Below are 19013 nucleotides of genomic sequence, written 5' to 3' on the forward strand. Positions count from 1 at the left end.
AGTTCGGGTCACACGTTTTGCCGGTTGACATTGGACCCCGGTCATCAGTCACACTAGTTGAGTGTACAGACGTGCACTGAAATTTGGCCGCACGTCCCGAGCCCTGACAAGCAGGGCCCTGGCTCCCGACAAGCAAGGCACGGAGAACCGAATGGTGGATCTCATCAACCTGGTGCAGACCCTGACCACGCCGCACCCCCTCGATCGGTACTTGGAACTCATTCGCCCGACGCTGACAACGCGGGTGATGCGGGCCGAGATCATCCACGTGCGCCGCTCGGTGCTGGGGTCGGTGACGCTGACCCTGCGCCCGACCAGACAGTGGACCGGTCACGCACCCGGGCAGTACGTGCAGATCGGCGTGGTGATCGACGGCGTCAGGCACACCCGCTGCTACTCGCCGGTGAATGTGGCCTCGCGCCGTGACCGGCACATCCAGCTCACTGTCAAGGCGCACCCGGACGGCCTGGTTTCGCAGTACCTCTACAACCGGGCGCTGCCGGGAATGGTGGTCGACCTGACTCCCGCCGCGGGCGTATTCCAGCTGCCCGAGCCACGCCCGGAGCGGATATTGCTGATCAGCGGCGGCAGCGGTATCACACCGGTGCTCTCGATGCTGCGGACCCTCGCCGACGAGGGTTATCCCGGTGAGGTGGCATTCCTGCACTACGCGAAATCGCCCGAGGTACAGCCGCATCGCCCGGAACTGGCGGAGATCGAGCGGGCGCACCAGAACTTCCGCATCGAATCGCGTTATACCAGTTACGGTTCGGGCTACTTCGATTACGACGAGCTGGAGCGGGTCGCGCCGTGGTTCGCCGACGCGCAGACCTTTGTGTGCGGCCCGCCCGGACTGATGGACGCGGTGCACAAGATCTTCGAGGCGGAGCAGCTGGCCGACCGGCTGCACGCCGAGGAGTTCACCCTGTCGGCCGCCCCCGTGGCGGTGGGCGAGGCTTTCGGCACGGTGAGCTTCGCAGCGAGCGGGGTCAGCGCGCAGAACAACGGCGCGGTGCTACTCGAGCAGGCCGAAGCGGCCGGTCTGACACCGGAATACGGCTGCCGGATGGGTATCTGCTTCTCCTGCACCGCGGTTCGGCGCACCGGGTGCACGCGCAACATGCGCACCGGCGACACCAACAGCGACCCCGACCAGCCCATCCAGCTGTGCATCAGCGCGCCCGTCGGCGACGTCGAGATCGACATCTGAGCAATTGATTTTCACTACAAGGGGAGTTGAGCAATGACTATTTTGACCGAAACGAAAGACGGCCCGCTGGTACTGACTCCGGACCAGGTCGAGGAGCTCGGCAGGCAGCTCGACGAGCTGCGCGCCAAGGTCGTTGCCGACCTCGGCGATCGCGACCGCGAGTACATCTACTCGATCATCAAGGCGCAGCGTGGTTTCGAGGTCGCGGGCCGTGGCCTGATGTATCTCGGCTTCCTGCCGCCGTTCTGGCTGGCCGCGGTCGCCGCGCTGAGCGTGTCGAAGATCCTGGACAATATGGAGATCGGCCACAACGTCATGCACGGCCAGTACGACTGGATGCGTGAGCCGGATCTGAACTCCCGCGAGTTCGAGTGGGACAACGTCTGCCCCGGCGATCAGTGGCGGCACTCGCACAACTACATGCACCACACCTACACCAACATTCACAACAAGGACCGCGACATCGGCTACGGCATCCTGCGCGTGGACGAGGGACAGCAGTGGAATCCCTTGCGACTGGGCAATCCGCTGTATGCCTTCGGCCTGATGGTCCTTTTCGAGTGGGGCGTGATGGGCCACGACCTCGAGATCGAGAACATCGTGCGCGGCAAGCGGAAGTGGGCCGATGTCAAAAAGCTGTTGAGCGGCCAGTGGCGCAAAGCGAGCAGGCAGGTGCTCAAGGACTACGTGGTCTTCCCGGCACTGTCGGGTCCGCTGTTCCTCAGCACGCTCGCCGGGAACGTCACCGCGAATCTGGTTCGCAACGTCTGGTCCTTTTCCATCATCTTCTGTGGCCACTTCCCGACCGGCGTACAAACGTTCACCGAGGAGGAGACGGAGTTCGAGACGCGCGGTGAGTGGTACGTCCGGCAGATGCTCGGCTCGGCCAACATCACCGGCGGTCGGCTGTTCCACATCATGTCCGGCAATCTGTCGCATCAGATCGAACACCATCTCTTCCCGGACCTGCCCGCGAACCGGTATCCGGCGCTGGCTCCAGAGGTGCGGGTGCTGTGTGAGAAGTACGGCCTTCCGTACAACACCGGCTCATTCAGCAAGCAGATCGGATCGGTGTGGGGAAAACTTTTCAAGCTCGCACTGCCGCCGTTCTTGATCCGGAAGGAGAGCGCGCCCGGTGTTATTGTGATGCGTCAACGGCAGCCAACTGAAGTGGGCGTGTGAATGATCGGGAAATTCGAAAGCAACAAGGATTTGATCCAGGAATTAACGACTTCCGGTGCACGGCATGTCGGTAATATTGCGTCGATCATCACCGGCACCGTGCAGGAAGTCACTCGGGAGATCGGTGAGTGGATCACCGATGCCATCGAGATGAACGAAGCCGCGGCGGCGGCGCGGCGCGATGCCGAGTCGCCGCACAAGGACGAGTTCGCCGAAGATCTGCTCGATGAAGGCCCCGGCGTTTCCTACGACGCGGAAGTGGAGCCCTCCGCGGGCGCCGCGTTCGTCGAGGCCGAGGTGGTCGAGCCGGGGGCCGAAGACCTCCGGTGATCACCACACCGGCAGTCGGCGCCGGTGTTCGTTTACTTCGGTGATCAGATCCTTGTAGCCGTCGGCAAGCTCGGCCAACCGGCACCACTGCAGGTGGGCTTCCCCGTCCACTTGCAGTGGATGTGGGTCGACGGGTGCCGTGATTCCTAAAGCCTGTTGCGCCGCAATCCATTTCGCGGCCATTCGATCGATGACAGCGCCGAGGGTCTCGGTGTGTAATGAAGCGCCGGTGCGGTGCTGGATATTGGTGGCCACCCAATGGTCGATGCGGCCGACCAGCTCCGCGCGGTGCCCGTCGATGTCCTCGACCAGCTGCGTGCACGCCGCGACCCGTCCGCTGGATGCACCGGGGGCGTGTGCCGCCTGCTGGGCGCGATGCCTGCGTTCATGGCATTCGACCAGTTCGCGCGCCGCAGCCAGGACCCGGTGTTGTCGGCGATTCGAGTTGTCGGGCTCGCGGAATGCGCGCAGCAGCGCTGACGGTGGTGGCAGCTCTCCGGTTCCGATACGGCTTGCTACGTATTCGGTAGGCATGTGCATACCCCTGCGGTAACGATTGCGATATCTGGATACGCCAGGGCCGAGGGGGATTTCGGGGAGGGGCACCCCTCGGCTCCGGCGCAGACCCGCGCTCGGAGCGCCACCCCCACAGTCCACCAGCACGGCAAAGAAACCGGGAAATCCGCGACGTTGCGATGAGGAAGACGGCCCGAGAAATCGGGACTCTTTCAGGAAAGCTCGATAGTCGGATCTGCGCAACCGTATGGTGTAAAAAGAGAGAACCTGCCTGGAAATTGTTATGGTCCGTTACGGATCGGTCACATAAAGGTGGCATCGATGTCGTGGCGAAATCCGTGAGCGCATGGGCAGCAACCTGTTCCGGCGCGGGAGCTGCGCAGCGCCCTTCCATCGGCTAGCCTCGATGTTCGTGCCTGCCTACGTGTCCTCGCCCGAGTTGACATTCGGCTTCATGTTCGCCCTGGAAGACCCCGAGCGAATTGCGGAGGTCGTGCGCAACCTCATCGTCCGCAAGACTGTGTCGGTGTTTCGACTCGCGCGACTGTCCGACGACGACGGCCCGCCCGAACGATATGTCGTGAACTGGGCTGTCATCCCACAGATTTCGATCACCACCAGCGCTCCCGAACCGGACGAGATGGCGGCCAACCGCACCATGCTGGTGAACGCCTTCCTCAGCGAGGACGGTGAAGTGAGCCTGTATTCGGCAACCGGTCAAGCGCCGAGCTGACCCGCGCCGACCTGGATGTCTGAAACATCTTCCCTTCAAAGGTCGCTCTCAGCAAATGATCAGTGATCTATCAGAGCAGCTCGGCACGGTGCTGTCGCCGGGAACCCCAGAAGGGCGCCCGGCGATGTGAACCCAACAAGGAGGTTGTTTCATGATTCCGGTCATCATCGACACTGGTAGTGCCGCCCTGTCCGGCCTGTTCAACACGGGTAGTGCCGCTTTTGAGGGCATTTTCAACACTTTGTTTACGGGTTCCTTCGGCGGATAAAGTCTTCCGCGAACGTTGCCATCCCGCCCCGGGCATGTTGTGTGTCCGGGGCGGGATTTCGTTTGCTACATAGATGCTCGACCGATGGGTAGTGGCGCGTCCAGCCGTCCGGACTGGGCGAGCGCGTACAGCCCGCTCGCCGCGACCGCGCCGATCGCGATCAGCCCGGCCCACGCAAGCGAACTCATGCCTGCGCCGCGCGCCGCGTCCAGGATCGTCCCGGTGCCGAGATTGCCGAGCAGAATGCCGATACCGACGATGGTGTTGTAGCCGCCGTAGTGGGTGGCGACCAGACGATCACCGCACAGCGCGACCACCGTGTCCATCTCGAACGGGAACACCGCTGCCGCACCCACACCCAGCACCGCAGCGGTGACCAGCAGCGCGCCGACGGCAGTCCAGGTTCCGAGTCCGTCGCCCGGCACCAGCAACAGCGGGACGAACGCGGCCGCCAGCGTCGCCATGCCGAAGACCAGGCTGTGTGGACGACCCCACCGCCGGGTGAACCAGCGGGTAATACGCAGCTGACCGGCGATAGCGATCACTCCGGACACCACAAACGCCGCCGTCATCACCATGGACGCCGAATCCGCACCGACGATGTGGGCGGCCTGCATCGGCAGCGCGAGATAGACCTGGAACGACAGCACATAGCAGCCGATCATCGCCAGCGCGAAGAGCAGGAACGGACGATTGGCCAGCACCACCCGCCAGTCGTCGAGCACCGACGCGGTTTGGGGTTCGGCCCGATGCTGCGGCAACGCGCGCAGCTGGGCAAGGGTGAGCAACCCGAAAACCACGGCCGCGCCTGTCGCGGTCGCCCGGAAATCGAAGGCCATCAACGCCAGGCCGACGATCGGGCCGAACAGAATGCCTGCCTGGTAGAAAATGTTGAATACCGCGAACGCCTCGACCCTGCGCTCGGCCGAATCCACCGCGAGGTAGGCCCGTACTGCGGGGTTGAACAGTGCGCCCGCGAAACCGGTTGCCGCCGAGGCGATCAGCAGCGCGGGCAGGGAATCGGCGACGGCGAGCACCGCGAAACCACCGGTGCGCAGCAGACACCCGGCCACGATGAGCGGCTTGTAGCCGAGCCGGTCGGCCAAGGTGCCGCCCACCAGGAACATGCCCTGCTGGGAGAAGTTCCTGATGCCGAGCACCAGTCCGATTGCCCAGGCGGCCAGGCCGAGCGGACCGGCCATATATCCGGCGAGATATGGCATCAGCATGTAGAAGCCAGTGTTGATGGCAAACTGGTTGATCATCAGCATCCGGCTCGGCCGGTTGAAGGATCTGTAGGTGGCGTAAACGTTGGTCACCGGGTCACCTCCGGTGCTGCCTCGCCGACCGGCGATGGTGCTGCCGCTGCGCTGTGCGACCGTGCGGCCGGATCGGCGCGCCTGCTCGGCTGGGGTGCCGTCGGATTGCCACGTTCTTCGCGATTGCGGGGATCGATGACAGTGGTGCACCGGGTCCACGAGTCGACAACGGCTGCCGCCGGATGGGCGATGGTCGCCGGTTCGCTCGGCGCGGCGATGCCGAGCAGCCCGTTCGCGCGGCAGTACTCGTCGTTGTACACGGTGTCGAAGTAGCGCAACGGACCATCCGGGAAGACCGCGGCGATGCGCACGTCCCGGTCGCTGGTGCGGGCCAGCCAGCCTGCGACGAGCGCGACAGCGCCCACGCTCCAGCCGCCGCTCGCGTGATGCGTCGCGGCCAGCGTGCGGCACGCCCACACGGCCTCGGCCGGTGCGACCCAATGGATTTCGTCGAACGCCGGATAGTCGACATTGTCGGGATGAATACTGGAGCCGAGCCCGCGCATCAGCCGCTGGCCCGCGGGCTGCCCGAATATGGTGGACGCAACGGTGTCGACGCCGATCAGCCGCAGGTGCGGGAAGTATCGGCGCAGTACCCGGGCGATGCCCGCGGAATGGCCGCCGGTGCCCACCGAGCACACCAGCGCATCGACCCGGCCCAGCTGTGCGACCAATTCCATGGCAAGTGGCGCGTAGGCATCCCGGTTGTCGGGGTTGCGGTACTGGTCGGGACTCCAGGCCCGCGGGTCCTCGGCGAGCAGTGCGGCCACCCGGTCACGCCGTGCCTGTTGCCAGCCTCCGGTCGGATGCGGTTCGGTGACCATCTCCACTTCGGCGCCGTAGGCGGCCAGCATGTGCCGCATCAGCGGTTCGAGGCCGGGATCGGTGACGAGGCGGACCGGATGCCGGTACTCCATGCCTGCCAGCGCCAAGCCCAAACCGAGTGTGCCGCTGGTGGATTCGATGATGGGTGCGCCCGGCGTCAGCTCGCCGCGGGCGGTCGCGCGCGCCACCATGTGTAGAGCGGTGCGATCCTTCATACCGCCGGGGTTGGCGCCCTCCAACTTGGCCCAGAACCCGCGGCCGTCCGGTGCGTGTGCCGAATCCGTTGCGGGAGAGAGTGGTTCAGTGATCCAGAGGACGGGGGTATTCCCGACCATCGTGGCGGGGCGTTGGCAGCGATTCGCCGTCGTCAACAGGCTTGCCGGACTCGGCAGCGCGGCCGGGTCGGTCGGGAGAGCGGGCTCTAGCAGGTCGTGCGTGCGCACAGCCAGGTGCTGCATGGGAATCGTCGATTCTGTTCGGTCGCTGGTGGACAGCGAGCGGGTGTGAGTGCGGGAAACGCACGAACACCGGCCGGGCCCCGGCAAGCTCCAGCCTGACGCTGGCCGATCAGATTCTGGCGATGCCGATTCGAAGGAGAATGTCTCTGCCTCGACAGGCAGGCAGCAGGGATGGCGGTGCGCGGAGCCCGCCGCCGAGAGCGGCGGGCAACGGCAGCGCGAATATCAGTGTGGCGGCGAGGATCAGCAGGCCGAGCATCGACGCCGCGCCGCGGGGCAGCGTGACGGCTATGACGTCGTTGGACAGATGCTGGTTCGGCGCGGCCGCGTGCTGATGACGATCGATCCGGAACTGGACCGGCGCAGGCGAGGCCACCGACGGATCGACCGATTCGATATGCGCGTGATCGGTGCTCGTCTGCGGGAAGAGGTGACATTCCGGCAGCGCCAGCGTCAGCGCCCAGAGGGTGAACGCGAAAGCGATCACCACCCGGGTCCCCGGGAAACGCACCGCGCTGAACGTCACGTTTCCCGATAGTACAAGCCGCGCCGCGGATGTCACGGGCTGATGTGTCGGTCTCAGCGGGTCGGGCGCACCGCGCAGGCGATTCCGTCCTCCGCGCCGTCGAGCTTGTCCAGCGTGATCGAGTAGCCCTTGTCGGTCCGCCGCAGCGGTGGCTTCCCGATGGCCCACGCTTCGGTGCAGTCCTTGAACGGACGCTGTGGGGTGCTGGTGACGGTCGACGTCGCGGCCGGTCGGGACGAGGTCGAGCTGCGGCGCTTCTTGCTCTTGCCACAGCCGCTCATCGACAACACCAGCACGGCGACGAGCAACGCGCCGATTACGAGCACGAAAGGACGAGACTTACGCATTGGATTACCCCCGTGGTAATACGATTGGACAAACGCCGCCCAGTGTTTCGCGCCGTGGCGTCATGGTGCAACACGGCGTTGCCACGGGCGGGGACTGTGGGGTGCGTGCACCCGGGCGGGGATTCGTTGGCGTGTCGGTATCCGAACGTAGCTTCGGAGTCCTTCCGGTACGGGACAATCAGGACATTCCGCAACCCGATCCGTTGCGTGTGTCGAAGCACCCGAAGGAGCGTCGATCATGGAACCCGAAAATCCTGTCGATCTGGGTAAGTCCGTCGAACCGGTACGTATCAGAGGAGATCTCGACCCAGCGCTGTCGCGCTGGATGTGGTTGGTCAAATGGATCCTGGCCATCCCGCATTACATCGTGCTGTTTTTCCTGCACATCGCATGGGCCGTTGTCACCGTGATCGCCTTCTTCGCGATCCTGTTCACCGGCAAGTATCCCCGTGGGCTGTTCGACTTCGGTGTCGGCGTGCTCCGCTGGAGCTGGCGGGTGGGGTTCTACGCTTGGTCACCGCTCGGCACCGACAAATATCCGCCGTTCAGCCTCCAGCCGAGCGCGGACTATGCGGCCGATATCGAGGTGGATTATCCGGAGCGACTGCATCGCGGTCTCGTTCTGGTGAAATGGTGGTTGCTTGCCATTCCGCACTTCCTGGTGGTTTCGGCATTCGTCGGTGGCGGATACCTGGCCTTCGGTGACGACTACGGCGTCTCCTGGGTCCCCCTGCTGCCGATTATCACGCTGATCGCGGTGGTGGCGCTGCTGTTCACCGCAGTCTATCCGAAGGGTCTGTTCGATTTCGCGATGGGAGTCAACAGGTGGGTGCTGCGGGTGCAGGTGTACACCTCGCTGCTACGTGACGAATATCCGCCTTTCCGGCTCGACCAAGGTGCGCGGGAACCCGAAAACAACTGAACAGCACGGCAATAGAGCCGGGCATCGAGCGACTACCAGGTGGCGGATTCGTAGATCCGCCGGACCACGTCCTCGATGTCCGGCTCTTCGATGGAGAGGTCACGTACCACGGCACGATCCGACACCTCCGCGAGAAGTTGTGCAGCCGTGGTTCTTTCGGCATCGAAGGCCAGCCGCTGGCGAATCCCGTCGCCTTCGCTGGTCAGGAGCTCGGCGCCGGGCAGATTGTCGAGATCACCGGTCGGCTCGGCCAGGTCGACGGCGAGCACGCGTCGGGCGCCGACTCGGACCGCGAGTCCGTTCACCGATCCGTCGTAGACCAGGCTGCCGCGATCGACGACGAGAACCCGATCGCATAGTCGCTCGATATCGCCCATGTCGTGGGTGGTGAGCAGCAGCGTAGTGCCGCGGTCGGCCCGCTCGGCGCGGAGGAACTCACGTAGCCGTTGCTTGGAGAGCACATCGAGTCCGATGGTCGGCTCGTCGAGAATCACCAGCTCGGGTGAGTGCAGCAGCGCCGCGGCGATCTCGGCCCGCATCCGCTGCCCGAGCGATAGCTGCCGCACCGGAGTGTCGAGCGTTTCGGCCATCTCGAGCTGTTCGACCAGTTCGTGCGTGCGTTTGTGCGCGACGTCGGGTTCCAGCCGGTGAATGGCGGCCAGGATCGAAAACGATTCGCGCAGTGGCAGATCCCACCAGAGCTGCGAACGCTGCCCGAACACCACCCCGATACGGGCGGCCAGATCGCGCCGCTGCCGGACGGGTTCCAGGCCGCAGGTGCGTACGGTGCCCGCGGTGGGGACCAGGATGCCGGTCAGCATCTTGATGGTGGTCGATTTGCCCGCCCCGTTCGCCCCGATATAGCCGACCGCGGCGCCGCGGTCGATACGGAAGGTCATCCTGTCGACGGCAGTGAGTATTTCGCGGCGTCTTCGCCAGCGGTGCCCACTTTTGCGATACAGGATGAATTCGCGTGTCAGGCCCCTGATATCGATGATTGCTTCCGGTAATTCACTGTCCGCCATGCTTATCCGCCGCCTCCCTGATAGTGCCGAGTACCGATTCGCCACAAGCCGAGCGCGAGCAGCCATACCCATATCGCCGCTAGAGGGGACAGCCAAGCCAGCCAGGCCGGCAGCAGCGGCGGTCCAGGCAGGTCGAGCAGTGCGATGGTGGGTAGATAAGCCGTGAACGAAACCGGGATGGCGAATCCGAACAACAGTTTCAGCGGGGTCGGAAACACCGACGCGGGTTGCATGGCGGCGAACGACCCGCCATAGGTGAAACTGTTCGTCAGTTCGGATCCGTCGATCAGGAAGAACTGCGCGCCAGCGGCGCATACGAACAGGCCGCCGAATACGGCGATACCACTGGTCAGCGTAGTCGCCAGGAGCGCCAATGTGTCGGGGCCCCAGCAGATATCGTTACGAATCAGGCCGAGGCCGAGCACGACGATCGCGACCGAGGCGCGGGCGAGGCGGCGCAGCGAGATATCACTGGTGATGAGCTGCAGCAGCAACGGTTGCGGACGTAGGTAGTAGGCGTCGATCGTGCCCATCCGGATGAGGACCGGAAGCGAATCCAGGTGGCCGAACAAGACCTGAGCCAGCGCGAAACTCGTATTGCTCAGCCCGAACAAGAGCAGCGCGCCGTCCAGGTCGAGGCCGCCGAGTACCCGGACATTGTGGAAGATGACCCACACCTCGGCAAACTCCACCAGCCCGATCAGGAAGGCGCTGAATACCTCACTGGCAAAGGACAATCGGTATGTTTGCTGAGCGCGGATCCGGGACGCGAGCACGGCCGCATACGGTGTGCACCAGGTGCCGGCGGGTGCGGGCACGAACGGCGGCTCAGCCACCTTGCACCTCCAGCCTGCGGCGCCCTGCCGCGAGCAATACCCGGCCCATCGCGCCGATCAGGAGCACCCAGAACACCTGTGTGGCAACGACCGTCACCGCCTCGATGCCGGTGACCCGGCCCGACAGGATGTCGATCGGGGACTGCAGGATCGACGGAAACGGGGTGGCCTGCGCCATCGTGCGCAGCCAGCCCGGGAACATGTGCACCGGCACGAACAACCCGGCCAGAAACGTGCCGCAAATCTGGTACAGCACTCGCAGGCCGCGTGTTTCCACTACCCAGAATCCGATCAGCCCGACGGCGAACAGGCACAGGAAAGACAACGCCACGGCAAGCAGCACGCTGAGCAACCCGAGCAGGTAGGGAGCGGGCGTGTTCGGCATGGTCAGTCCGAAGGTGAGCACGCCGACGAGCACGCTGGGCACGCCGCGCGGCAGGATGGTGGCCGCCGCCCGGCCGAGATCGGCAGCCAGATAACTGAATTGGACATCGACCGGTCGCAAGAAGTCGATCGCAATATCGCCATTCTTGACCCGGTCGACGAGTTCCAATGGCGGACCCATGAATTGGGTTGCGCCCAGCAGCCCCTGGGACAGCCAGACATAGGCGCCGATCGTGCCCTCGTCGTAACCCCCGAAGCCGTCCGAGGCGCGGACCGCGGCCATCATCACCGCGGCCCTGACGAATCCGAACACGCAGTTCGTGAAGAGCCCGGCGAACATCGCGAGTTTGTACTGTGACTGCCGCCGGAAACCTGCTCTAGCGAGGCGTACATACACCATAATCGCCCGCCGAAGGTGCACTGCTACGGCGAGCCAACCCTCCCCCTCCGCTCTGGCGTGCACAAACAGTCAACTCTAGAGGGGGCGAGCGGACGCGCGGAAGGTCTCCGCGCGATTTTTGGAAAAGTGCTGCGAACTCGGTGCGCCAGTGTTAGAAACACAGTCACTTCAGATCTGCCGTCGCCGCCACCCGACGCCAGCTGCTCGTGCACGACAGGAAGGATCGTCGATGACTGTCACCGCTGCGCAGGTCGGTCCGAACGGTACGGCCGGCGACTGCTTGCCGGTTGATCGAAACAACACCGAGATGACCGTTTTCGAGGAACTCGAGTCGAATGTCCGCGGGTACTGCCGGTCCTGGCCCACGGTGTTCGACACCGCGAGCGGGGCCTGGCTGCGCGACGAGAACGGCAAGGACTACCTGGACTTCTTCGCGGGTGCGGGCGCACTGAACTACGGCCACAATAATCCGGTCCTCAAGCGTGCCTTGATCGATTACCTGGCGGGCGACGGGATAACCCACGGGCTGGACATGTCTACGGTCGCCAAGCGCCGTCTGCTGGAAACCCTGCGCGACACCGTCTTCGCCCCGCGTGGCCTCGACTACAAGGTGCAGTTCCCCGGACCCACCGGTGCCAACGCGGTGGAGGCGGCACTGAAGCTGGCCCGCAAGGTCACCGGTCGGCAAACGATTCTCAACTTCACCAATGCTTTTCACGGAATGTCGCTCGGCGCGTTGTCGGTCACCGGCAATGCCGCCAAACGTGCGGGCGCAGGGGTGCCGTTGGTGCACGTGACACCGATGCCCTACGACGGCTACCTCGATGCGGCCGACGAACTGGGCTGGATGCGCCGCGCCCTCGATGATCCTTCCTCGGGCGTGGACAAACCCGCCGCGGTGATCGTGGAGACGGTGCAGGGCGAGGGCGGGGTCAATGTGGCACGCGCGGAATGGCTTCGGCAGCTCGCCGAACTGTGTGTGGCGCGCGGCGTCATGTTGATCGTCGACGACGTACAGATGGGCTGCGGCCGCACCGGCCCGTTCTTCTCCTTCGAGGTCGCGGGCATTACCCCCGACATCGTCACCCTCTCGAAATCGATCGGTGGCTACGGTTTGCCGATGGCGCTGGTGCTGTTCAAACCGGAACTCGATCAATGGGCGCCCGGCGAGCACAACGGCACCTTCCGCGGCAACAACCCGGCCTTCGTCACGGCCAGGGTGGCACTGGAGCACTACTGGTCCGACGGTGCTCTGCAGAAAGCTGTGCTGGCCAAAGGGGAGCGAACAGCTCAGGCGCTGGCCGCGCTCGTCGCTCCCTTGCCTGGCCTCTCGACCCGCGGCCGCGGCCTGGTGCACGGCGTGGTGTTCGAAGATGCGTCGCAGGCGGGCAAGGTATGCCAACTGGCTTTCGAGCGCGGCCTGCTTGTCGAAACCTCCGGCTCGGCCGACGAGGTTGTGAAACTCCTGCCGCCGTTGACCATCACCGACGACGAACTCGAACGCGGATTGGCGCTGCTAGTCGGGGCGGTCGAGGTGATCTGCGGCTGACCGGCGTCAGTCGAACGGGGACTTATCGATGGCGCAACCGGTGCGCTCCGGCGGCAGCAGGCCCGAGAACAGGTAGTCGCGTTTGACCTGTTCGGCGCAGGTGCTCTGCACGTACATGCTGCTATGGCCCGCGCCCTCGATCACAACCACCTGTGCCGTGGCCAGTTCCGCGGCGCCCGCGTAGGCGCCGCGCAACGGTGTCGCGGGGTCCGATCTGCTGTTGAGCACGAGAATTGGTGCGGCGGTGCGGCGGTTCCACGGGCCGGTGTACCGGTCGGCGTCGTGGCCCTGCCAGAACGCGCAGGGGAGCGCGTCGAAGACACCGATGCGCCCGAAGTATTTCACTCGCTGGTCCTCCGAGACCGCGGCGCGACTGTAGACGGCGGGATCGGTCGGGACGACGGAGTCGCTGCACTGGATCGTGTAGAAGGCTTCGGTGCGATTGCCCAGGTAGGTGGCTTGTTGTGCAACCGGCCGCAGGCCCGGGATAGCGGTGCCCGTATCGAACAACTTCTGCAGCAGTACGGCGAGGTCGGGGTAGTCCGACGGCTTGGATAGCTCGGCGGCGGCGTTGATGACCGCCGCGTAGTTCCATGTCTGACCGTCGACCTTGATAGGGGCCAGCCGCGCTCGCTCCGCGAGCACGGCCCACTTGAGCTTCGGGTCGCCGGAGGAGAAGGCACAGCGCGGCCCGGCGGCCGAACAATCTCGCAGGAATGCGTCGAAGGTCGCGGCAATGCCGCCCGCGACATCCTGCCTGGTATCGAGCGGAACCGTCGGGCCCTCGCCGCCATGGCCGTTGGTGTTTCCCTCGAAGTCCATCGATCCGTCCAGCACCAACGCCCGCACTCGGCTCGGGAACATGTTCGAGTAGATCGCGCCGAGCTGGGTGCCGTAGGAAATGCCGTGATAGGTCAGTTGTGGATCGCCGACCGCGCGGCGCAGCAGGTCCAGATCGCGTGCGGTGTTGGCGGTCGAGGCGTGATCGAGAATCGGGCCTGCCAGCTGCTTGCAGCGATCGGCGAGCTCGGTGGAACTGGCGAAAAACGCTGCCTCGCCGCTCGCATCGGTGGGCATGTCCGGAAGGGACCCGAGGAACGCCTGTTGTTCGTCGACATCGCGAAAGCATCTCGCGGCCGCGCTGCGCGCCACCGATCGCGAGTCCCAGGAGACGATGTCGAACCGAGCCCGCAGCTCATCGGAGAACAGCCATGGCCACCGCGCCCGCTCCCGCAGCCGGTCGACGCCGGACGGGCCCGGTCCGCCGAAGTTGACGAACAGGGTTCCGATCCGTCGGCTCGGATCAGCGGCGGGCAATTTGATCGTCGCCAGCTCGATCTGTTCGCCGTTCGGCAGGTTGTAGTCCAGTGGAACCTGTGCGGAGGCGCACTGGAATCCGTCCTGGCAGTCCGACCATGACAATGTCGGAGTGGCCGCTGCTTCGGCGAGACGATCGAGGTAGGGGTCCGCTTCGTCATCCGCCGATGCCACCGCGGGGAAACCGAACATGCTCGCTCCGAGGGCGAGCGCCGTCAGGGCAGCCCGGATTCGGTGAGACCTGTTGCGTGCCGAGCGTGAAGCCAATCCGACGCCTCCCTGTGCACAGCCAATCGAGTCGGCTGGATCCTTCCAGCTCCTCGATCTCGACTGTTCCCACTCATGGAAAGTATTGTGCGGGAACGCAATTGCGGCAGCAATGGTTCCACGTGGTCGGACTCCGGTCGCAGACCGGAAGGGGGGCACCTGGCAATGGGAAGGGCTGACGCCGATGACGTTCACGACTGTCTTCGCGAGGCCGGTTCTGGCCGCCACAGACGGTACAGGATTGCCGATGGTGGCCGATGCGGGGCTGCTGACGTTCGTTTCGCAGGGCTCGCGCCGCCTGCCGGACGGTCAGCCGGCGATGGGCAGGGGTCGACCGGGGAGGCTGGTTCAGCTGATGTCGAGTAGCACTGCGTGGCTGTCCGGTTTGCATGCGTGGAATGGGCTGCCTTCGAAGGGGCCGATTCGTGTCGGCGGTACGCGTCGAATCCGCCGGTGGTGGGCTGTTCCTCGACCGTTTGAGAAGGGGCGGGAGAAACCTCATCGACCTATTTCCCGAGGCTGTTCTGGATCGGTGTCGGGTGGGCAGTACCGAGTACCGATGAGCTCGCCGATCCACGACGTGGGTCTCGCCCTGCGCTGAGTTTGCCCGCCCGGTTCCCGGGTACCGCCCAGGTATGACGCCAGTCGGTGATCTACGGTGCGGTGCCGCCGCGTCGGGTTTGCCGGATTCGATCTCGGTGGCACCGCGGGTGGTGTGGGGGAGCGGGCAATGATGTCCTTCACCGAATCCGAGTACTGGTTGGGCAGGCTGGTCTTCCAGCACGGCCTGGGCGTCATCTATCTGATCGCCTTCCTAGTGGCCGCGCGGCAATTCCGAGCGTTGATCGGTGAGCGGGGGATGCTGCCGGTGCCGCGGTTCGTGCGGCGGATCTCGTTTCGCCTGGCCCCCAGCATCTTTCAGTTCTACTACTCGGATCGGTTCTTCGCCGTCGTCGCCTGGTCCGGCGTCGTGCTGTCGGCCGCGATCGTGGCCGGTGCGCCGGATCTCGTGCCGCTGTGGGCGGCGATGCTGCTGTGGGCGGTGCTGTGGGTGCTGTATCTGTCGATCGTCAATGTGGGGCAGGCGTGGTATGCGTTCGGATGGGAGTCGCTGCTGCTGGAGGCCGGGTTCCTCGCGATCTTCCTCGGCAATGATCAGGTGGCGCCGCCGGTGCTTGTGCTGTGGCTGGCGCGATGGCTGTTGTTCCGGGTGGAGTTCGGCGCGGGACTGATAAAGCTGCGCGGGGATTCCTGCTGGCGGGATCTGACCTGCCTGTACTACCACCACGAGACCCAGCCGATGCCCGGTCCACTGAGCTGGTTCTTCCACCATCTGCCCAAGCCGCTGCATCGAGTGGAGGTAGCGGCCAACCACTTCGCTCAACTCGTCGTGCCCTTCGGGCTGTTCGCACCGCAGCCGGTCGCGAGTGTGGCGGCGGCGTTCCTCATCGTCACCCAGCTGTGGCTGGTGCTGTCCGGAAACTTCGCCTGGCTGAACTGGGTGACGATTCTGCTGGCCGCCACCGCGATCGATGGACCGTCGGCCGCGGCCGTGCTGCCCGTGCCGGACGCGCCGTCATTGCCTGACGCACCACCGTGGTTCGCGGGTCTGGTGATCGCGTTCACCGTCGCGGTGGTCTTCCTGAGCTACTGGCCCGCGCGCAATCTGATCTCGCGGCATCAGCGAATGAACACGTCCTTCAATCCATTTCGCCTGGTCAACGCCTACGGGGCCTTCGGAAGTATCGGCCGCATCCGCGAGGAGGTGGTGTTCGAGGGCACCGAAGACGCGGAGATCACCGAGCGGACGCGGTGGCGGGAGTACGAGTTCAAAGGCAAGCCGGGTGATCCGCGCCGATTGCCGAGGCAATGGGCCCCCTACCATTTGCGGTTGGATTGGCTGATGTGGTTCGCCGCGATCTCGCCGATGTACGCGCGCGGCTGGCTGTTCGCCTTCGTCGAGCGACTGTTGCGAAACGACCCCGCCACACTGCGACTGCTGCGCCGGTGCCCCTTCCCCGACGCTCCGCCGCGGTTCGTGCGGGCGCGGATTTACGTGTACCGCTACACAACCCGCGACGAGTTGCGGCGCGAACGACAATGGTGGCATCGCGAGCTGGTCGGCGAGTACCTTCCACCGATGACGACCACGGCCACCTGACCCGGAGCCCGCCGGCAGCGCCGCGCGCGGATCATCGTGGTGAGTTGGCGATAATGGTCTCCGCGTACTGCTCCAGCCGGTCGATTTTTGCGGCCAGCGGCTCGACGTCGAGTCCGTGCCGGTAGGAGGGGCGGAACCCGACGATGACATCGGTAACGCCCCGATCCTCCAGCCGCTTCACCCCGTCGAGGGAGTAGGCATCGGATGCGACGACGTGGATTTCGAACGGAGACCTCGGATCATCACGCTCGCTACGCAGTTCATCGATCCGGTCGAGCAGCCGGGTCAGCTCGGCATCGTCGCCGCCCGCGTGCATCCACCCGTCGCCGAGCCGCACGGCCCGGCGCAATGCCGCATCGCTGTGCCCGCCGACCAGGATCGGCAGTGGCTCGGTCGGCGCGGGCGTGAGCTTGATCCGCTGGATGTCGTAGAACTCGCCGTGGAACTCGAAGTAGCCGCCCGCGCACAGCCCACGGATGATCTGCACGCATTCGTCCATCCGCTTGCCGCGGCGTTCGAACGGGACGCCCATGATCGCGAAGTCCTCTGGCCACGGGCTGATTCCGACGCCGAGCCCGAATCGATTGCCGCTCAAACAGGCCAGCGAACCGGCCTGTTTGGCGACCAGCACCGGCGGCCGGATTGCCAGCTTGAGCACGAACGGCAGCACCCGAAGCGTTGTGGTCGCGGCTGCCAAAGCCGACGACAGCACGAAGGCCTCGACGAACGGTTTGTCCTCTAGGAATTCGCGATTGCCGTCGCGGGAGTACGGGTAGGTCGAGTCGGACTCGGCCGGATAGGCGATGCTGTCGGCCACACACATGCTGGTGAACCCGGCCGCCTCGGCAGCCCGCGCCAGCGGCACATAATGCGCCGGATCGGTCATCGCCTGCGAGTAGGTGAATCTCATGCGCCGGTGTTCTTCTGTACCGCAGCGGGATTCGTCACAACGAACGGGTTGCGGACCGGATATCTGCTCACCGACACGGTATCGAGGTTGCGATCGGCCCCGATCCGCGCGACCGATGCCATCATCCGCCCGACCCGATCCTGGAACTCGGCCGCGTCCCGGGCGCCGTACCAGACCATCGGATCGGTGAGCGCCGCGGCCGGAAACTGTTCCTCGACAATGGCATCGATGACCGGCGCGTCCGGTGTGATCGCCCGGACCACTACGTTCTGCGTATAGCCGAACGTCGATTGCGTCTCGACCGCCACCGCGGTGTGCTGCCCCTGCCAGCGGCTCAGCCATTCCTCCGGCGTGAGCTCGGCGGGCCTGCGCAGGAATGCCAGGTTGCCGAAGCCTTCGGTCCGCGCCGGGATCGAATCGTCCAGCCGTAGCGGCACCGACTCGGTCACCAGATAGCCGTGCACCGCGGCAGAGACCTCGCCGAGGATGTCCGCCGCCGCCTCGGCGCCGTAGCTCTGCTCGACCCAGACCGTGACGACCGCGGCGATCGGCGGATCCATCGTTGCGTAGCGCATCAGCGCGCCGTGCACCGCGGCATCGCGGACGTAGACGGTGACACCCGCCGCCCCGAGTTCGACGAGACGGTCGGCCACGGTGGTGCGCAGTGCGGTACACCACGACTCGGTGGCATCGCTATCGGTATGCCGCAGGACGAAGACCAGTTTCTCCACCTCGCCGAAAGTACGGTGGCGGGCCCGGCTGCGGGAGGGAATTGCCCGGTCACCGGGACCGGTTCGGTGCAGCCGTCCCGCTCTCGGCGCTCGCATGGTAGTCGCGCCGGGCACAACCCATTACGACATGATGTTCCGCGCCGACCTACTGCTCCCGGCGATCACACCCTTCCTGGCACAGGCCACGACTCCGAAATAGGCGACCGATCGCCCGTCGTCCGGCGATGGGGGCGCGGCCTCGCGGCCCACCGAACAGTCGGTGCTCTTCGCGAGACCGCGTCGTCGTCAATGTTTTTCGCCCGCGCCGAATCATCGTGGTGTTCCGTCGAGCCGCGAAATCTGTTCCCTCGCACTCGATCAGCAATTTTCGGAGCACTTCGGTGCGAGGCACCTGTATCGGCTTGTTCGGGACGGTCGGCCGGCGCACCTCGAGGAACGGATCATCCGGTAGGAGGTCCTCGCGGACGAGGTACTTGCAGAACTGCTGGAGGCTGCGGTAACCGCAGCTGGCTACGCCGGGGTGACGGGGCGGCCGGCACGGCGAGTGAGGGTGTGTTCCACCCGGTAGCAGGGGCCTACGCGGCTGAATCCCTAGGTGTTTAAGCATTGTGCGCTTCGGGTATTCCCGCTGTGGCCTGCTGTTTATGCAGGTCACAGCGGGTTTTGCGCCCCCGGCAGGAATCGAACCTGCGACCTAGGGATTAGAAGGCCCTTGCTCTATCCAACTGAGCTACGGAGGCAGTGGCATCCACCATGGCCGACATTGGCCGCGCTGTCCAGCGCAGCAAGTATAGCGA

The 19013-nt window shown here is 65.1% G+C and carries 18 protein-coding genes and 1 tRNA gene; 7 read left to right on the forward strand and 12 right to left on the reverse strand.

What is annotated here, in order from left to right; genetic code table 11:
• Nucleotides 1-151 precede the first annotated feature (151 nt).
• Genes OHA42_RS12540 through OHA42_RS12550 form a run of 3 tightly spaced genes read left to right on the forward strand, consistent with a single transcriptional unit; the run spans nt 152 to nt 2722 of the window.
• Nucleotides 152-1210: a ferredoxin reductase gene (locus OHA42_RS12540; protein WP_406236950.1), complete on the forward strand. Its 1059-nt coding sequence runs from the start codon at nt 152-154 to the stop codon at nt 1208-1210.
• A 33-nt stretch (nt 1211-1243) separates the two neighbouring features.
• Complete coding sequence (locus tag OHA42_RS12545) at nt 1244-2392, forward strand: fatty acid desaturase family protein (RefSeq protein WP_406236952.1); 1149 nt, start codon at nt 1244-1246, stop codon at nt 2390-2392.
• Complete coding sequence (locus OHA42_RS12550) at nt 2393-2722, forward strand: hypothetical protein (RefSeq protein ID WP_406236954.1); 330 nt, start codon at nt 2393-2395, stop codon at nt 2720-2722. It begins immediately after the preceding gene.
• Here the strand turns inward: OHA42_RS12550 and OHA42_RS12555 are convergent, their stop codons facing one another.
• Nucleotides 2723-3256 carry a DUF4254 domain-containing protein gene (locus OHA42_RS12555; RefSeq protein ID WP_406236956.1) on the reverse strand — a complete coding sequence of 178 codons (534 nt, stop codon included), beginning with the start codon at nt 3254-3256 and terminating at the stop codon, nt 2723-2725.
• 388 nt (nt 3257-3644) lie between these two features.
• Between OHA42_RS12555 and OHA42_RS12560 the strand changes: the two genes are divergently transcribed.
• The gene (locus tag OHA42_RS12560; RefSeq protein ID WP_328410292.1) at nt 3645-3971 is read left to right on the forward strand and encodes a hypothetical protein; all 327 of its coding nucleotides are present in this window, start codon (nt 3645-3647) and stop codon (nt 3969-3971) included.
• A 333-nt stretch (nt 3972-4304) separates the two neighbouring features.
• Here OHA42_RS12560 and OHA42_RS12565 read toward each other — a convergent pair whose 3' ends face one another.
• The 4 genes from OHA42_RS12565 to OHA42_RS12580 form a co-directional block, all read right to left on the reverse strand.
• Nucleotides 4305-5558 (reverse strand): MFS transporter, encoded by a 1254-nt coding sequence (locus OHA42_RS12565; protein ID WP_406236958.1) that lies wholly within the window; start codon nt 5556-5558, stop codon nt 4305-4307.
• Nucleotides 5555-6718 (reverse strand): PLP-dependent cysteine synthase family protein, encoded by a 1164-nt coding sequence (locus tag OHA42_RS12570; protein WP_406239302.1) that lies wholly within the window; start codon nt 6716-6718, stop codon nt 5555-5557. Before OHA42_RS12570 ends, OHA42_RS12565 begins: the two co-directional genes overlap by 4 nt.
• A gap of 232 nt (nt 6719-6950) precedes the next feature.
• Entirely contained in the window at nt 6951-7367 is a 417-nt protein-coding gene (locus OHA42_RS12575) for a hypothetical protein (RefSeq protein ID WP_406236960.1), read from the reverse strand.
• Between the two features lie 53 nt (nt 7368-7420).
• On the reverse strand, nt 7421-7714 hold the full coding sequence (locus OHA42_RS12580; RefSeq protein ID WP_328410298.1) for an excalibur calcium-binding domain-containing protein: 294 nt from the start codon (nt 7712-7714) through the stop codon (nt 7421-7423).
• 238 nt (nt 7715-7952) lie between these two features.
• On the opposite strand from OHA42_RS12580, the gene OHA42_RS12585 reads away from it, so the two are divergent.
• Nucleotides 7953-8636 carry a DUF4389 domain-containing protein gene (locus tag OHA42_RS12585; RefSeq protein WP_328410300.1) on the forward strand — a complete coding sequence of 228 codons (684 nt, stop codon included), beginning with the start codon at nt 7953-7955 and terminating at the stop codon, nt 8634-8636.
• Between the two features lie 32 nt (nt 8637-8668).
• Here the strand turns inward: OHA42_RS12585 and OHA42_RS12590 are convergent, their stop codons facing one another.
• Genes OHA42_RS12590 through OHA42_RS12600 form a run of 3 tightly spaced genes read right to left on the reverse strand, consistent with a single transcriptional unit; the run spans nt 8669 to nt 11221 of the window.
• Entirely contained in the window at nt 8669-9661 is a 993-nt protein-coding gene (locus OHA42_RS12590) for an ATP-binding cassette domain-containing protein (protein ID WP_406236962.1), read from the reverse strand.
• A 2-nt stretch (nt 9662-9663) separates the two neighbouring features.
• On the reverse strand, nt 9664-10497 hold the full coding sequence (locus tag OHA42_RS12595; protein WP_379063194.1) for an ABC transporter permease: 834 nt from the start codon (nt 10495-10497) through the stop codon (nt 9664-9666).
• Entirely contained in the window at nt 10490-11221 is a 732-nt protein-coding gene (locus OHA42_RS12600; protein WP_406236964.1) for an ABC transporter permease, read from the reverse strand. Before OHA42_RS12600 ends, OHA42_RS12595 begins: the two co-directional genes overlap by 8 nt.
• A gap of 367 nt (nt 11222-11588) precedes the next feature.
• On the opposite strand from OHA42_RS12600, the gene ectB reads away from it, so the two are divergent.
• On the forward strand, nt 11589-12830 hold the full coding sequence (gene ectB, locus OHA42_RS12605) for a diaminobutyrate--2-oxoglutarate transaminase (RefSeq protein WP_406239304.1): 1242 nt from the start codon (nt 11589-11591) through the stop codon (nt 12828-12830).
• Between the two features lie 6 nt (nt 12831-12836).
• On the opposite strand, the gene OHA42_RS12610 is transcribed toward ectB, so the two are convergent.
• On the reverse strand, nt 12837-14339 hold the full coding sequence (locus tag OHA42_RS12610) for an alpha/beta fold hydrolase (protein ID WP_406236965.1): 1503 nt from the start codon (nt 14337-14339) through the stop codon (nt 12837-12839).
• Nucleotides 14340-15144: 805 nt separating this feature from the next.
• On the opposite strand from OHA42_RS12610, the gene OHA42_RS12615 reads away from it, so the two are divergent.
• Entirely contained in the window at nt 15145-16575 is a 1431-nt protein-coding gene (locus OHA42_RS12615) for a lipase maturation factor family protein (RefSeq protein ID WP_406236967.1), read from the forward strand.
• 31 nt (nt 16576-16606) lie between these two features.
• Here OHA42_RS12615 and OHA42_RS12620 read toward each other — a convergent pair whose 3' ends face one another.
• From OHA42_RS12620 to OHA42_RS12630, 3 genes are all read right to left on the reverse strand, one after another.
• Nucleotides 16607-17485 (reverse strand): TIGR03619 family F420-dependent LLM class oxidoreductase, encoded by an 879-nt coding sequence (locus OHA42_RS12620; protein ID WP_406236969.1) that lies wholly within the window; start codon nt 17483-17485, stop codon nt 16607-16609.
• Complete coding sequence (locus OHA42_RS12625) at nt 17482-18216, reverse strand: hypothetical protein (RefSeq protein ID WP_406236971.1); 735 nt, start codon at nt 18214-18216, stop codon at nt 17482-17484. The genes OHA42_RS12620 and OHA42_RS12625 overlap by 4 nt, the downstream gene beginning before the upstream one ends.
• Nucleotides 18217-18882: 666 nt before the next feature.
• Nucleotides 18883-18956, reverse strand: a tRNA-Arg gene (locus OHA42_RS12630).
• Nucleotides 18957-19013 lie beyond the last annotated feature (57 nt).

The sequence above is a fragment of the Nocardia sp. NBC_01009 genome (genome assembly GCF_045208035.1).
Taxonomy (GTDB): Bacteria; Actinomycetota; Actinomycetes; order Mycobacteriales; family Mycobacteriaceae; genus Nocardia.

Bases quoted from the DNA above. Each gene is read 5' to 3' on its own strand.
- OHA42_RS12580 (WP_328410298.1), bottom strand. From the start codon at position 7,714: ATGCGTAAGTCTCGTCCTTTCGTGCTCGTAATCGGCGCGTTGCTCGTC.
- OHA42_RS12610 (WP_406236965.1), bottom strand. From the start codon at position 14,339: ATGTTCGGTTTCCCCGCGGTGGCATCGGCGGATGACGAAGCGGACCCC.
- OHA42_RS12570 (WP_406239302.1), bottom strand. From the start codon at position 6,718: ATGGTCGGGAATACCCCCGTCCTCTGGATCACTGAACCACTCTCTCCC.
- OHA42_RS12600 (WP_406236964.1), bottom strand. From the start codon at position 11,221: ATGTTCGCCGGGCTCTTCACGAACTGCGTGTTCGGATTCGTCAGGGCC.
- OHA42_RS12550 (WP_406236954.1), top strand. From the start codon at position 2,393: ATGATCGGGAAATTCGAAAGCAACAAGGATTTGATCCAGGAATTAACG.
- OHA42_RS12555 (WP_406236956.1), bottom strand. From the start codon at position 3,256: ATGCCTACCGAATACGTAGCAAGCCGTATCGGAACCGGAGAGCTGCCA.
- OHA42_RS12545 (WP_406236952.1), top strand. From the start codon at position 1,244: ATGACTATTTTGACCGAAACGAAAGACGGCCCGCTGGTACTGACTCCG.
- OHA42_RS12540 (WP_406236950.1), top strand. From the start codon at position 152: ATGGTGGATCTCATCAACCTGGTGCAGACCCTGACCACGCCGCACCCC.
- OHA42_RS12585 (WP_328410300.1), top strand. From the start codon at position 7,953: ATGGAACCCGAAAATCCTGTCGATCTGGGTAAGTCCGTCGAACCGGTA.
- OHA42_RS12615 (WP_406236967.1), top strand. From the start codon at position 15,145: ATGATGTCCTTCACCGAATCCGAGTACTGGTTGGGCAGGCTGGTCTTC.
- OHA42_RS12590 (WP_406236962.1), bottom strand. From the start codon at position 9,661: ATGGCGGACAGTGAATTACCGGAAGCAATCATCGATATCAGGGGCCTG.
- ectB (WP_406239304.1), top strand. From the start codon at position 11,589: ATGACCGTTTTCGAGGAACTCGAGTCGAATGTCCGCGGGTACTGCCGG.
- OHA42_RS12560 (WP_328410292.1), top strand. From the start codon at position 3,645: ATGTTCGTGCCTGCCTACGTGTCCTCGCCCGAGTTGACATTCGGCTTC.
- OHA42_RS12620 (WP_406236969.1), bottom strand. From the start codon at position 17,485: ATGAGATTCACCTACTCGCAGGCGATGACCGATCCGGCGCATTATGTG.